This window comes from Amycolatopsis sp. lyj-23, from assembly GCF_046549135.1.
In the GTDB taxonomy this organism is placed as follows: Bacteria; Actinomycetota; Actinomycetes; order Mycobacteriales; family Pseudonocardiaceae; genus Amycolatopsis.
In genome coordinates this window covers 501,403-514,410 of sequence record NZ_JAJPWN010000003.1, presented here as the reverse complement: position 1 = coordinate 514,410, position 13,008 = coordinate 501,403, and the positions used below count along the sequence as shown (strand labels likewise).

Below are 13,008 nucleotides of genomic sequence, written 5' to 3'. Positions count from 1 at the left end.
AAGGCGACGACTCCCGCGTCGTATTCTGGGTACCCTCGGTGCCGGGAGCTAGCGGGAGAGGGCGCGTGGACACGAGGCGGAGCGAACAGGCGGGGGGTGCGAACCACGTGGGCAAGGCCCAGGTCGGATCGCTGGCCCCCGGGCGTGTGGTCGGCGACGGCCGCTACCGCCTCCTCGCGCAGTTCGGCGTGGACGAGCGGGGCGACGCGCACCTTTGGCGTGCCCGTGACGGGCAGCTGAAGCGGGACGTCGCGCTGACCCTGCTCGTCGGCGACCCGGCGGATCCCGAAGCCGCCCGGCTGGCCCGGCGGACGCTCGAGCGCGCGACGCACGCGTCGAAATTCGGCCACGGCGGCGTCGCCCGCGTGCTGGACGTGCTCGCCCTCGGCAGCGGCATCACCTCGGGCGAAGGCCTGCTCGGCGTCGTCGTCGCGGAGTGGACCAAGGGCAGCGACCTGGTCGACCTCGTCGCGCAGCGGCCGGTGGCCCCCGCCGCGGCCGCGCGGATGGTCCAGGCGCTGGCCGAAGCCGTCGAGCAGGCGCACCAGAACGGGCTCGTCCTCGGCCTCGACCACCCCCAGCGCCTGCGGCTGACGCCGAACGGCGCGCTCAAGCTCGCGTTCCCCGGCCCGCTGCCGGAGGCGACGCTGCGCGACGACGTCAAGGCGCTCGGCGCGGTCCTGTACCTGCTGCTGACCGGCCGCTGGGCGCTGCCCGGCGGCCCGCCCGCGATCCCGGCGGCGCCGATGACGCCGCAGGGCCGGATCGTCCCGCCGCGCCAGCTGGTGCCGGCCGTCCCGGCGGACCTGTCTTCGCTGGCCGTGCGCACGATCGAGGACGGCGGCAACGGCGGCATCCGCACCAGCGCGGCCATCCTGCGCGTCCTCGACCAGGTGGCCGAGGAAGAGGAGCGCACCCAGCTGATCAAGGCCGTCGGCGGCGAGGTCGCCGAGCCCGACGGCACGATCTGGACGACGAAGAAGCCGGTCAAGGACGTCGCCCGGCGGCGCAAGCTCGCCCTCGGCGTCACGGTGCTGGTGGTCGCGACCGTCGTCATCCTCGCCTGGGGCGGCCTGATGCTGATCAACGTCTTCCAGGGCGACTCCAAGGCGAGCGGGCCGTCGATCAACGTCGCCGCGCCGCCGGCGTCGAGCCAGCCCGCGAGCCAGCCGCCCGCCTCGTCGTCGGCTCCGGCCCCGCCGCCGTCGCCCGCCGTGGGCGCGCCGGTGCAGCCGAAGGCGGTCTCGGTGTATAACCCCGAGGGCAAGGGCGACAACCCCGGCCGCGCGAGGAACGCGATCGACGGCGACCCCGGCACGGTGTGGAAGACCGAGCAGTACAAGCAGCAGTTCCCCACCATCAAGCCGGGTGTCGGGCTGGTCGCGAGCTTCGACGACCCGATCAACCTGAGCCAGGTCAAGGTCAGCGGCGGCACCGCGGGCACGAAGGTCGAGATCCGGTCGGCGACGGAGAAGGACCCCGACCTCGCGGACACGAAGGTCGTCGGCAACGGCGACCTCCAGGACGGCGACACGACGATCCAGCTGGCGCAGCCGACCCAGGGCCAGTACTTCATCGTCTGGATCACCCAGCTGGGCGGCGAAGACGGTGCCTACGTCACCCAGATCGGTGAACTGAGCTTCCTGCCTGCGGGGTGACGCACCCGAGGAGGTCAGTAGGCTCTGCCGCGTGACAGCTGCAGCTCCCACGGATGCGGATCTGATAGCGGCTCACGCCGCGGGGGACCCCCATGCGTTCAGCGAACTCGTCCAGCGACATCGCGACCGCATGTGGGCGGTGGCGCTGCGCACGGTTCGCGACCCGGAAGAGGCCGCCGACGCCCTGCAGGACGCGTTCATTTCGGCGTTCCGCGCGGCCGGGAACTTCCGGGCGGAGTCGCAGGTCACGACCTGGCTGCACCGGATCGTGGTGAACGCCTGCCTCGACCGGATCCGCCGCCGGCAAGCGCGCCCGACCGTGCCGCTGCCGGAGACCGGGTTCAACGAGCCCGCCACTCCCCGCGATTCGATGGCGGAGCGGGAGACCAGCCTGCTGGTGCGCGAAGCGCTCGACCAGCTGCCCGAAGAGCAGCGTGCCCCGATCGTGCTGGTCGACGTCGAGGGATACTCCGTCGCCGAGACGGCCAAGATGCTGGGCATCGCCGAGGGCACGGTCAAGAGCCGGTGCGCGCGGGGCCGCGGGAAACTCGCGAAGGTTCTCGGGCACCTGCGGAACCCCGATGCGATTGCGAACGTCCCAACTCACGAAAGCAAACGGGCCGGGCGTCAGCCGGGTAGCGGGGAGGGACGATGACGGACGAAAGCCGGGGGATCGGGGGGACCATCGGTCCGCCCTGGTCTGTCGACGTGCTCGCCGACCTCCACGCCGGTGTCCTGGACGACACGCGGGCGGCCGAGCTGTGGCCGCTGGTCAACGCCGACCCGGAAGCCCGGGAGATCCTGGCCGCCCTCGACGCCACGCAGGCCGACCTGGCCTCGCTCGCCCACGCACCGGCCCCGCGGATGCCCGCGGAGTTCGCCGCCCGGCTGGACGCGGCGCTGGCCGCCGAAGCAGCGGCCCGCTTTCCTGCACAAGCACAGCCTGAACGAGCACAGCCCGAACGAGCTCAGCCGGCACGACCAGGGCTTGCAGCCCCACAGCCGAGCGCACCGCAGGGCGCCCAGGTGGTGGACCTCGCGGCGGCGCGGCGGAAGCGGAACAAGCGGCTCGGCTGGGCCGCCGGCGTCCTGACCGCGGCCGCGGCGGCGGTCGTCGCCGTGACCCTCGTCGTCCCGGACACCTCGCAGCAGACCGGCACCCCGAACGTCGCCGCCCCCGCCCCGACGGGCCCCTCGGTCGGCAACGACGGCGCCGGCGCTCAAGCGCTGGTCGGGAAGGCGATCGGCGTCCGCGACTTCGGCCCGCTGCAGAACGAGGACCGCCTCGACGCGTGCATCGCGGCCTCCGGGCTCGACCCGAAGGTGCGCCCGGAAGGCATCCGCCCGGTGAACGTCGGCGGCAAGGCCGGGGTCATGATCATCCTGACCACCGGCAAGCTGGCCCAGTTCCGGCTGGTGGCCTTCGGCGCGGACTGCGGGCCGGGCCGTCCGGCGGTCCTGTTCGACAAGGTCGTGGGGGAGAAGTAGCGCCTGTCACCCCGGGAACACCGCCACCTACGATCGTGTTGAGCCTGGTACACGGGTCACTACGAGCGGAGGTCACGGGTGGCTGCCGAGGAAATCAGGAACCTGATCGTCGTCGGGTCGGGTCCTGCCGGATACACCGCTGCCGTTTACGCGGCGCGGGCCCAGCTCGAACCGCTGGTGTTCGAGGGCACGCAGTTCGGCGGCGCGCTGATGACGACGACCGAGGTCGAGAACTTCCCCGGGTTCCGCGACGGCATCATGGGTCCGGACCTGATGGAGGAGATGCGCAAACAGGCCGAGCGCTTCGGCGCCGAGCTGCGCGCGGAGGACGTCGAGTCGCTGGAGCTGACCGGCGACGTCAAGTACGTCGTCGCGAACGGCAAGCGCTACGCCGCTCGCGCGGTCATCCTCGCCATGGGTGCCGCGGCGCGGTACCTGAACGTGCCGGGCGAGCAGGAGCTGCTCGGCCGCGGTGTCTCGGCCTGTGCGACCTGTGACGGCTTCTTCTTCCGCGACCACGACATCGTGGTCGCCGGCGGCGGCGACTCGGCGATGGAGGAGGCGACCTTCCTGACGAAGTTCGCGAAGTCCGTCACGATCGTCCACCGGCGCGAGGAGTTCCGCGCGTCCAAGATCATGGTCGAGCGCGCCCGCGCCAACGACAAGATCAAGTGGAAGCTGAACTCGCAGATCACCGGCGTCCTGGGCACCGGCAAGGTCGAGGGCCTGCAGCTGAAGGACACCAGGGACGGCTCCGAGTCGACGCTGGACGTGTCGGGCTTCTTCGTCGCCATCGGCCACGACCCCCGCAGCCAGCTGGTGAAGGGGCAGGTCGACCTGGACGAGGACGGCTACGTCGTGACGAAGGGCAAGACGTCCTTCACCAACCTCGACGGCGTCTTCGCGGCCGGTGACCTGGTGGACCGCACCTACCGGCAGGCGATCACCGCGGCCGGTTCCGGGTGCAGTGCCGCGATCGACGCGGAACGATGGCTCGCGGAGCACGGCGACGCGGACGCGCACGAGGCGGCCGAGCTCGTCGGCGGCGGCTACGGCGCGGGCACCAACTGACTTTCCGGCTTCCAACCACCTGAAGGAGAAACCATGGCCAACACCGTCAAGGTGACCGACGCGACGTTCGTCGACGAGGTCCTGACCAGCGAAAAGCCCGTTCTGGTCGACTTCTGGGCCACCTGGTGCGGCCCGTGCAAGATGGTCGCCCCGGTGCTCGAGGAGATCGCGGCCGAGAAGGGCGACAAGCTGACGATCGCCAAGATCGACATCGACGAGAACCCGAACACGCCGCGTGACTACCAGGTGATGTCCATCCCGACGCTGATCCTGTTCCAGGGCGGCAAGCCGGTGAAGCAGATCGTGGGCGCGAAGCCGAAGGCCGCGCTGCTGTCGGACCTCGCCGACGTCCTCTGAATCGAACCACCTCGCCGAACCCGGGGCCTGCGGGAATCCGCCCGCGACCCCGGGTTCGTCCTCGTTCGGGCGAATCTGCCCGAACCGTCGAAATCGTGCGTGATCGCCAGCCCGCCGGGTACTCCACGAACGGGTTCTTGACTGACCTACCGGGCCTACGCTGTCACCCAGAGTTGGCAAGGCACAATAGAGGACCTGGGCTCGTCCCAGCGAAGGTTTTCTTGCCACGCACCGAGGTCCCCATCGGTGCCTTAGGAAGAGCGAGGAGTGCATGCGGGTACTCCGCCGCGGTGACGCCGGTCCGGACGTCGCCGAGATCAGGTCCATCCTGGCCGGGATGGACCTGCTCCCGCCGGTCACCGGTACCGACGAGGAGTACGGCACGTTCGACGTCGCCGTCGAGCACGCCGTTCGTGCCTTCCAGCAGCGTCGTGGGCTGATGACCGACGGCATCGTGGGTCCGGCGACGTTCCAGGCGCTCAAGGGCGCCAGCTACCACCTGGGCAGCCGCCCGCTGTCGTACATGATCGCCTCGCCGGTCCACGGCGACGACGTCTTCACGCTGCAGGAGCGGCTGACCGAGCTCGGCTTCGACGCCGGCCGCCCCGACGGCTACTTCGGCCCCCAGACCGAGCGCGCGCTCAAGACGTTCCAGCGCGACATGCGCCTGACGCCGGACGGCATGTGCGGCCCGGCGACCATCCGCGAGCTGCACCGCCTGTCCTCGCCGCGGGCCCGGGGCGGCCGCCCGGTCTTCCTGCGCGAGCAGGAGCAGGTGCGCCAGGCCGGTCCGCGCCTGCGCGGCAAGCGCATCGTGATCGACCCCGGCCACGGCGGCGACGACCTCGGCGTGGTCGCCGGCGGCCTGCGCGAAGCCGACATCGCCTGGGACCTCGCCCGCCGCCTCGAAGGCCGGATGAAGGCCACGGGTATGGAGGCGCTGATCTCGCGCGGCCCGAACCACAGCCCCACCGAGCTGGAGCGCGCCAAGTTCGCCAACGACGCGGGCGCGGACCTGTTCCTCTCGCTGCACAGCGACAAGAACCCCTCGCCGCGCGCGCAGGGCGTCGCGAGCTTCCACTTCGGCAACGGCAACGGCACCACGTCGACCGTGGGCGAGCTGCTGGCCGGCTTCATCCAACGCGAGGTCGCGGCCCGCACCGGCATGCTCGACTGCCGCACGCACTACAAGTCGTGGGACATCTTCACCCGCACCCGCTGCCCCGCGGTCCGGGTCGAGATCGGCTACCTGACGAACCCGGACGACGCCCGCAAGCTCGGTGACCCGGCGTTCCGCGACGTCGTCGCGGAGGGCATCCTGATCGCCGTCAAGCGCCTGTACCTGCTCGGCGAAGGCGACCAGCCGACGGGGACGTTCACGTTCGCCGACGTCCTGGCGCACGAGCTCGCCAAGGCCGAATAGGGCCGACCACAACCCCTAGCGGCTCTCCTCCACCTGCCCCACCACCCCTGGGGACGCGGACCGCGCGTCCCCAGGTTTCCGGGCAGTTCTCCACAGCTTGTCCACCGCTCCTAGCAGGGCTCTGTGGATAACTCGGCAGTTCTTCCACAGCTGTGCACATCCGTGGTCGAGGCGTGCCCGACCACGGGCGCAAACGTTTGCGGGGGGATCAGGCGCGGCCGAGGCTCGGCTCGGCGGTGGTGATGGTCACCTGGCCGAGCAGCCGTTCCAGCGCCGCCTCGACGTCTTCCTTCCAGGTGATCGCCGACCGCAGCTCGAGGCGCAGGCGGGGCCACTTCTGGTGCGGACGGACGGTCTTGAAGCCGACGCTCTGCAGGAAGGCGGCGGGCAGCACGCAGCTGTGCCCGCCGTCCGGGTCGGCCTCGTCCGGGCGGGCGTCGCCGAACGCTTCGATCGCGCGGACGCCGCGCTTGGTCAGGTCCTTGGCGACCGACTGGACGAGCATCCGGCCGAGGCCGCCGCCGCGGAACTCGGGGAGCACCTGGAACGCGGTCAGCAGGACGGCGTCCGCGCTCGGCGGCGACGTCGGGAAGGCCAGTGCGCGCGGGACGGCGTTCGGCGGGGCGTACAGCACGAACCCGACCGGCAGCGTGTCGCTGTAGACGATGCGGCCGCAGGACCCCCACTCGAGCAGCACGCTCGAGACCCAGGCTTCCTTCTCGACCTCGGTCGCGCCGAACTCCTCGGCCTGGTGCTTGAGGTGGGGGGCCAGCTCCCAGTACACGCACCGGCGGCAGCTCTTCGGCAGGTGCTCGAGGTTGTCCAGTGTGACGCCCACGACGCGACGCGACACCCGTGACCTCCCTGACCTGCGCTCCCGACGGGCCGCCCGGTCGTCGAGCCGCGCGAGAGCCACGGCACGAACACGGGAGCCAGGATCGAGGATAGGCCGATGTGACGAGCACCGGAAGGTCAGGGGGTCCGGATGGGTGCCCGGTTACACTCGATGGGATCTACCAGCTCCCGCGGGAGTGACCGTGTCCACCGAGCCCCGGGTGAATCGTCGATGACCGAGAACCGCCCCAGCAAGCCGCAGAGTGGCCGACCAACCAGCGGCCGCCAGAACCTCGACCCGCACCTCGAGCGGTACGCCGCGCGCACCGCGGGGATGACCGCCTCGGAGATCCGGGCGCTGTTCGCGGTGGCCAGCCGGCCCGAGGTGGTCTCCCTCGCCGGCGGCATGCCCAACCTGGCCGCGCTCCCGCTCGACACGCTGTCGGCCCAGGTGGCCGAGATCATCGCCGAAGACGGCCTCGTCGCGCTGCAGTACGGCTCGGCGCACGGCATCCCGGTGCTGCGCGAGCAGATCTGCGAGATCATGGCCCTGGAGGGCATCAAGGCGCACCCGGACGACGTCGTGGTGACCGTCGGCTCGCAGATGGGCCTGGACATGGTCACGCGGCTGTTCTGCGACCCGGGTGACGTCGTCATCGCCGAGGGTCCCTCGTACGTCGGTGCGCTGGGCTCGTTCGCCGCCTACCAGGCGCAGGTCGTGCACGTCGAGATGGACGACCGCGGCCTGGTGCCGGAGCTGCTGCGCGAAGCGCTGGACCGGACGGAGAAGGCCGGCCGCCGGGTCAAGTTCCTCTACACGATCCCGAACTTCCACAACCCCGCCGGCGTCACGCTGGCCGTCGAGCGCCGTGCCGAGATCCTGGAGATCTGCCGCGAGCACGGCGTCCTGGTCGTCGAAGACAACCCGTACGGGTTGCTCGGCTTCGACGGGCAGACGTACCCGGCGCTGCGGTCGACCGACCCCGACAACGTCGTGTACCTCGGATCGTTCTCCAAGACGTTCGCCTCCGGCCTGCGCGTCGGCTGGGTGCTCGCGCCGCACGCCGTGCGCGAGAAGCTCGTGCTGGCCGCGGAGTCGGCGACGCTGTGCCCGCCGACGTTCAACCAGATGATCGTGTCGCGGTACCTGGCCACGCACGACTGGAAGGGCCAGATCAAGAAGTTCCGCGAGAACTACCGCGAGCGGCGTGACGCGATCCTGTCCGCCCTCGACCAGTACCTGCCCCCGGGCTGCTCGTGGACCAAGCCCGACGGCGGCTTCTACGTCTGGGTGACGGTGCCGGAAGGCGTCGACACCAAGGCGATGCTGCCGCGCGCGGTGACCGCTCGCGTTGCGTACGCGTCCGGCACCGGCTTCTACGCCGACGGCTTCGGCAGCCGCCAGATGCGGCTGTCCTACTGCTACCCGACGCCGGAGCGGATCCGCGAGGGCGTGCGGCGGCTGGCGGCCGTGCTGGAGTCCGAAATGGACCTCGCGCGCACCTTCGGTAGCGTGACCTCGCGCCAGATCCAGGGACCGCAGAACCCGTCCCCGGACACGGTCTAATCCTGTTTCCAGCTAAGGAGTTCCCACGGTGGTCGACCGTACCGTTGCCGTGCTCGCCGGCGGGCTTTCGCACGAGCGCGACGTCTCCCTCAGGTCCGGGCGGCGGCTCTCCGCGGCGCTGAAGTCCGAGGGCTTCGGCATCGAAGAGTGGGACACCGACGCGGGCCTGCTGGAGCGGCTGCGCACGCAGCGCCCGGACGCGGTGGTCGTCGCGCTGCACGGCGGCGAGGGCGAGAACGGCTCGGTGCAGACGGTGCTGGAGATGCTCGGCGTGCCGTTCGTCGGCACCGGGTCGCAGGGCTGCCGCCGCGCGTGGGACAAGCCGACCGCGAAGGCGCTCATCGAGAACGCCGGGTTCGTGACGCCGGGCTGGGCCGTCCTGCCGCACAGCACGTTCCGCGAGCTCGGCGCCCAGGCGGTGCTCGACGCGATGGTGGAGCGCCTCGGGCTGCCGCTGATCCTCAAGCCGGACCAGGGCGGCTCCGCGCTCGGCACGCAGGTGGTGCGCGAGGCGGCGGAACTGCCGGCGGCGATGGTCGGCTGCTTCGCCTACGGGGACACGGTCCTCGCGGAGCGGTTCGTGGACGGCGTCGAGGTGGCCGTGACGGTCATCGAGGGCGAGGACGGACCCGAGGCCCTCCCCGCGGTCGAGATCGTCCCGGAGAGCGGCGTGTACGACTACACGGCCCGCTACACGGCCGGCCTGACCGACTTCTTCACCCCGGCCCGGCTCGACGACGCCGCGGCGAAGGCGGTGGCCGAGCTGGCCGTCGCCGCGCACCGCGTGCTCGGCCTCCGCGACATCTCCCGCACCGACGCGGTCGTCGCGGCCGACGGCACGGTGCACTTCCTCGAAGTGAACCCGTCGCCGGGGCTCACCGAGACGTCGACGGTCCCGATGGCGATCGAGGCGGCGGGCAAGTCGCTCGGCGCGGTGTTCGCCGAACTGATCGCGCGAGCCGTCACTCGCTGACTCCTACGCACGCGAAAGGCCGCCTCGGAACTCCCGTGGCGGCCTTTTTCGTGTGATCACTAACTGTGCTCGTCACGGCTCCGAGGAGCAATCATCACCGTGACGAAACACCCTGGGGTGATCCCTAATCGGTTTTCGGTGTCTGATTCGTCCCGTTCGGGTCGATGAGCGCGACGATCCGCTCGAGGTCGTCGACGGACCCGAACTCAAGCGTGATCCGGCCCTTGCGGCGGCCGAGGTCGACCTTCACCCGGGTGTCGAAGCGGTCCGAGAGCCGGTTCGCGAGTTCCTGCAACCCCGGCGCCTGGATCGGCTTGCGCGGTGCGGGCTTCGGCTTGGCCGGCTTCTCGCTCTTCTTGAGCGTCACGGCTTCCTCGGTCGCCCGGACCGACATGCCCTCTGCGACGATGCGCGCAGCGAGCTCCTCCTGGCTCTCGGCGTCCTCCAGCGACAGCAGCGCCCGCGCGTGGCCGGCGGACAGGACGCCCGCGGCCACCCGGCGCTGCACCGGCAGGGGGAGCTTGAGGAGCCGGATGGTGTTGGTGATGACCGGGCGGCTGCGGCCGATCCGGCTCGCCAGCTCCTCGTGCGTGACGGCGAATTCGTCGAGCAGCTGCTGGTACGCCGCCGCCTCTTCGAGCGGGTTCAGCTGGACGCGGTGGATGTTCTCCAGGAGCGCGTCGCGCAGCATCGACTCGTCGGCGGTCTGCCGGACGATCGCCGGGATCGCGTCGAGCTCGGCTTGCTGCGACGCACGCAGCCGCCGCTCGCCCATGACGAGCTCGTACTCGTCGTTGCCGAGCTCGCGGACGACGATGGGCTGCATGAGCCCGAACTCGCGGATCGAGTGCTCGAGTTCGGCGAGCGCGTCTTCGTCGAAGACCTGGCGCGGCTGCTTCGGGTTCGGCTTGATCGAGCCGACGGGGATCTCGCGGTAGACCGCGCCGGCCACCTCGCCGCCGTGCTGCTGCGCCTGCCCGTTCGCCGCGAACCAGCCCTTGTCCTCGGCCGCCTTCTTGTCCGCCGCCGCCCCCTCGGTGGGGGCGGGCAGCGGACCACCGCCGGTGGGTCCGGTCGGGATCAGGGCGGCGAGGCCGCGCCCCAGCCCTCCTCGACGCTCGGTCATGTCGAACTACCCTTCTCCATCTGCGCGCCGCGCTCGGCGATCTCCTTGGCCGCGTCGACGTAGCTCATCGCGCCGCGGGAACCGGGGTCGTAGGCGAGCACGGTCTGGCCGTACCCGGGCGCCTCGGAAACCTTCACGCTGCGGGGGATGACCGTCTTGAGGACGGTGTCGCCGAAGTGGTTGCGCACCTCGTTCGTCACCTGGTCGGCCAGCTTGGTGCGGCCGTCGTACATGGTGAGGAGGATCGTCGAGACGCGGAGCTCGCGGTTCAGGTGCTGCTGCACGAGTTCGATGTTGCTCAGCAGCTGCCCGAGACCTTCGAGCGCGTAGTACTCGCACTGGATCGGGATGAGCACCTCCTGCGCGGCGACCATCGCGTTGACCGTCAGCAGGCCCAGCGACGGCGGGCAGTCGATGAGGACGTAGTCGACGCCGATCTCGTCGAGGATCTCCGAGGAGATGGCCTCCTTGAGCCGGGACTCGCGGGACGCCATCGAGACGAGCTCGATTTCGGCGCCGGCGAGGTCGATCGTCGCGGGGACGCAGAAGAGGTTGGGGGACTGCTCGGTCGGCTGGGCCGCCTCGGCGAGCGTCACCTCGCCGATGAGCACCTCGTAGATGGAGGGCGTCCCGGACCGGTGGTCGACGTCGAGCGCGGTGCTCGCGTTGCCCTGGGGGTCGAGGTCGACGACGAGCGTCTTGAGCCCGTGGAGCGCGAGGGCGGCGGCGAGGTTGACCGTGCTGGTCGTCTTGCCGACGCCGCCCTTCTGGTTGGCGACGGTCATCACGCGACGGCGTCCAGGCCGGGGGAGTTCACCCTCCTTGGGGTGCAGCAGACGCGCGGCGCGGGCAGCTTCTTCGGCGATCGGCGTCCAGCCCACGTCGTGGCTGGTCTCCGTGGAGTCGGACGGCGGGGGATTCACCGGTCTCGACACCTCCTCCATCTAGACGTCTGGTCGGTGGTCGAGTCGCTACGTTTCACGTGGAACATGGCGGCCCGTTAACGCTTCCTGCTCCGCGCCTTCGGCTTGCCGGCCGTCGGTAGGCGACGGATCTTCACGACCGTGCTGGGCACCTCGAGGACCGCCGCACCGCACTCGACGATCAGCGGATCGGCCCCGCCGGCCTTGCGGATGGCAGCACCGTCCCGGTCGATCTCGTCCGCCGCGCTGGCGCCCTTGAGGGCGACCAGGAAGCCATCGGGACGGACCAGCGGCAGGCACCAGTCCGCGAGACGAGCGAGCGGGGCGACCGCGCGAGCGGTGACGATGTCGGCGCCACCGAGCTGCTCACGCACAGGCCGCTCCTCCGCGCGTCCACGGACGACGGTGATCGGGAGTTCCAGCTTGTCGGCCACCTCGGCCAGCCAGTCCACCCGGCGGGCCATCGGTTCGAGCAAGACGATATCGAGGTCCGGTCGCGCGATCGCCAGCGGTACACCCGGAAGCCCGGCGCCCGACCCGACGTCGACGACCCGGGCCCCTTCGGACATCTGCTCGCCGATCACCGCCGAGTTGAGCACGTGCCGCTCCCACAGCCGCTCGACTTCGCGGGGGCCGATCAGCCCGCGCTCCACGCCGTGGCGCTCCAGGAGTTCGACGTACCCTGCGGCTTGGTCGACGCGCGCACCGAACACCCGCTCCGCCGCGGCCCGCACCGTCTCCGCGGCTTGCTCCAAGCTCACTCCGTCTACTCCTCGTCCGCCGGTTTCACGTGAAACCGCGCTCGCTCGATTGTCCCCGATGAACCGGAGAAGACGAGCCGACAGTCCGAAGATGTGGACAACTCCACTCGCGCGGCGGCCGCCATGACCGGTTCCACGTGAAACATCAAGCGTGTAATTCGTTCCGCCGCGTTCCCCCGTCCCGCCTCACGCCAGACACAAAGAAGCGGCCCCACCCGAACCAGCCGGGTGGGGCCGCTCTCGAAGCAACCGGGTCTCAGGACTCCGGGAAGATCACCACGCGGCGCTTCGGGTCTTCGCCTTCGCTCTCGCTCGTGACACCCGAGACGGTCGCCACCGCGTCGTGGACCACCTTGCGCTCGAACGGGCTCATCGGCTGCAGCCGCACGCGCTCGCTGCTCTTGAGGACCGACTCCGCCGTCGAGCGGCCGAGCTCCTTGAGCTCCTCGCGGCGGTCCGCGCGCCAGCCCGCGATGTCCAGCATCAGGCGGCTGCGGGAGCCCGTCTCCTGCTGGACCGCCAGCCGGGTCAGCTCCTGCAGGGCCTCGAGCACCGTGCCGCGCGGACCCACGAGCTTCTCGAGGTCCTCGCCGCCGTCGATGCTCACGATCGCGCGGCCCGCTTCGACGTCCAGGTCGATGTCGCCGTCGTAGTCGAGCAGGTCGAGCAGACGCTCGAGGTAGTCGCCGGCGATGTCACCCTCCTGCACGAGGATGTCGTCGCCACCGCCCGCCTTCTGCTCGCCCGCCTCGGCGGCCGGCTCCGGGGTCACGTCGTCCTGATCGGCGTCGATCGTGTCGATCGTCTCCGACATCATTCGTCTCCTC

At 70.8% G+C, this 13,008-nt stretch carries 13 protein-coding genes; 8 read left to right on the top strand and 5 right to left on the bottom strand.

Annotated elements, in window-relative coordinates; translation table 11 throughout:
- Nucleotides 1-65 precede the first annotated feature (65 nt).
- The 6 genes from ACLJPY_RS08565 to ACLJPY_RS08540 all read left to right on the top strand — a co-directional run bounded on the left by ACLJPY_RS08565 (nucleotide 66) and on the right by ACLJPY_RS08540 (nucleotide 5,997).
- On the top strand, nucleotides 66-1,658 hold the full coding sequence (locus ACLJPY_RS08565; RefSeq protein WP_410587465.1) for a protein kinase family protein: 1,593 nt from the start codon (nucleotides 66-68) through the stop codon (nucleotides 1,656-1,658).
- Between the two features lie 31 nt (nucleotides 1,659-1,689).
- A complete protein-coding gene (sigM, locus tag ACLJPY_RS08560; RefSeq protein ID WP_086841008.1) occupies nucleotides 1,690-2,313 on the top strand; it encodes an RNA polymerase sigma factor SigM in 624 nt (207 codons plus the stop codon).
- Complete coding sequence (locus ACLJPY_RS08555) at nucleotides 2,310-3,146, top strand: hypothetical protein (RefSeq protein ID WP_410587464.1); 837 nt, start codon at nucleotides 2,310-2,312, stop codon at nucleotides 3,144-3,146. The genes sigM and ACLJPY_RS08555 overlap by 4 nt, the downstream gene beginning before the upstream one ends.
- A gap of 78 nt (nucleotides 3,147-3,224) precedes the next feature.
- Complete coding sequence (gene trxB / locus ACLJPY_RS08550; protein ID WP_410587463.1) at nucleotides 3,225-4,217, top strand: thioredoxin-disulfide reductase; 993 nt, start codon at nucleotides 3,225-3,227, stop codon at nucleotides 4,215-4,217.
- A 33-nt stretch (nucleotides 4,218-4,250) separates the two neighbouring features.
- Nucleotides 4,251-4,574: a thioredoxin gene (trxA, locus tag ACLJPY_RS08545; RefSeq protein ID WP_072475336.1), complete on the top strand. Its 324-nt coding sequence runs from the start codon at nucleotides 4,251-4,253 to the stop codon at nucleotides 4,572-4,574.
- Between the two features lie 271 nt (nucleotides 4,575-4,845).
- On the top strand, nucleotides 4,846-5,997 hold the full coding sequence (locus tag ACLJPY_RS08540) for an N-acetylmuramoyl-L-alanine amidase (RefSeq protein WP_410587462.1): 1,152 nt from the start codon (nucleotides 4,846-4,848) through the stop codon (nucleotides 5,995-5,997).
- A 208-nt stretch (nucleotides 5,998-6,205) separates the two neighbouring features.
- Here ACLJPY_RS08540 and ACLJPY_RS08535 read toward each other — a convergent pair whose 3' ends face one another.
- A complete protein-coding gene (locus tag ACLJPY_RS08535) occupies nucleotides 6,206-6,850 on the bottom strand; it encodes a GNAT family N-acetyltransferase (RefSeq protein WP_364578525.1) in 645 nt (214 codons plus the stop codon).
- Between the two features lie 213 nt (nucleotides 6,851-7,063).
- Here ACLJPY_RS08535 and ACLJPY_RS08530 point away from each other — a divergent pair, with 213 nt between their 5' ends.
- Both ACLJPY_RS08530 and ACLJPY_RS08525 read left to right on the top strand, forming a co-directional pair.
- Nucleotides 7,064-8,398 (top strand): PLP-dependent aminotransferase family protein, encoded by a 1,335-nt coding sequence (locus ACLJPY_RS08530; protein WP_410587461.1) that lies wholly within the window; start codon nucleotides 7,064-7,066, stop codon nucleotides 8,396-8,398.
- Nucleotides 8,399-8,426: 28 nt separating this feature from the next.
- The gene (locus ACLJPY_RS08525; RefSeq protein WP_410587460.1) at nucleotides 8,427-9,371 is read left to right on the top strand and encodes a D-alanine--D-alanine ligase; all 945 of its coding nucleotides are present in this window, start codon (nucleotides 8,427-8,429) and stop codon (nucleotides 9,369-9,371) included.
- A 124-nt stretch (nucleotides 9,372-9,495) separates the two neighbouring features.
- Here the strand turns inward: ACLJPY_RS08525 and ACLJPY_RS08520 are convergent, their stop codons facing one another.
- The 4 genes from ACLJPY_RS08520 to ACLJPY_RS08505 all read right to left on the bottom strand — a co-directional run bounded on the left by ACLJPY_RS08520 (nucleotide 9,496) and on the right by ACLJPY_RS08505 (nucleotide 12,995).
- Nucleotides 9,496-10,497 (bottom strand): ParB/RepB/Spo0J family partition protein, encoded by a 1,002-nt coding sequence (locus ACLJPY_RS08520; protein WP_410587459.1) that lies wholly within the window; start codon nucleotides 10,495-10,497, stop codon nucleotides 9,496-9,498.
- Nucleotides 10,494-11,420: a ParA family protein gene (locus tag ACLJPY_RS08515; RefSeq protein ID WP_410587458.1), complete on the bottom strand. Its 927-nt coding sequence runs from the start codon at nucleotides 11,418-11,420 to the stop codon at nucleotides 10,494-10,496. Before ACLJPY_RS08515 ends, ACLJPY_RS08520 begins: the two co-directional genes overlap by 4 nt.
- 77 nt (nucleotides 11,421-11,497) lie before the next feature.
- Entirely contained in the window at nucleotides 11,498-12,181 is a 684-nt protein-coding gene (gene rsmG / locus ACLJPY_RS08510; RefSeq protein WP_410587457.1) for a 16S rRNA (guanine(527)-N(7))-methyltransferase RsmG, read from the bottom strand.
- A 256-nt stretch (nucleotides 12,182-12,437) separates the two neighbouring features.
- A complete protein-coding gene (locus ACLJPY_RS08505; RefSeq protein ID WP_410587456.1) occupies nucleotides 12,438-12,995 on the bottom strand; it encodes a protein jag in 558 nt (185 codons plus the stop codon).
- Between the last annotated feature and the right edge of the window lie 13 nt (nucleotides 12,996-13,008).

Bases quoted from the DNA above. Each gene is read 5' to 3' on its own strand.
- ACLJPY_RS08555 (WP_410587464.1), top strand. From the start codon at position 2,310: ATGACGGACGAAAGCCGGGGGATCGGGGGGACCATCGGTCCGCCCTGG.
- trxA (WP_072475336.1), top strand. From the start codon at position 4,251: ATGGCCAACACCGTCAAGGTGACCGACGCGACGTTCGTCGACGAGGTC.
- ACLJPY_RS08540 (WP_410587462.1), top strand. From the start codon at position 4,846: ATGCGGGTACTCCGCCGCGGTGACGCCGGTCCGGACGTCGCCGAGATC.
- ACLJPY_RS08530 (WP_410587461.1), top strand. From the start codon at position 7,064: ATGACCGAGAACCGCCCCAGCAAGCCGCAGAGTGGCCGACCAACCAGC.
- ACLJPY_RS08520 (WP_410587459.1), bottom strand. From the start codon at position 10,497: ATGACCGAGCGTCGAGGAGGGCTGGGGCGCGGCCTCGCCGCCCTGATC.
- ACLJPY_RS08505 (WP_410587456.1), bottom strand. From the start codon at position 12,995: ATGTCGGAGACGATCGACACGATCGACGCCGATCAGGACGACGTGACC.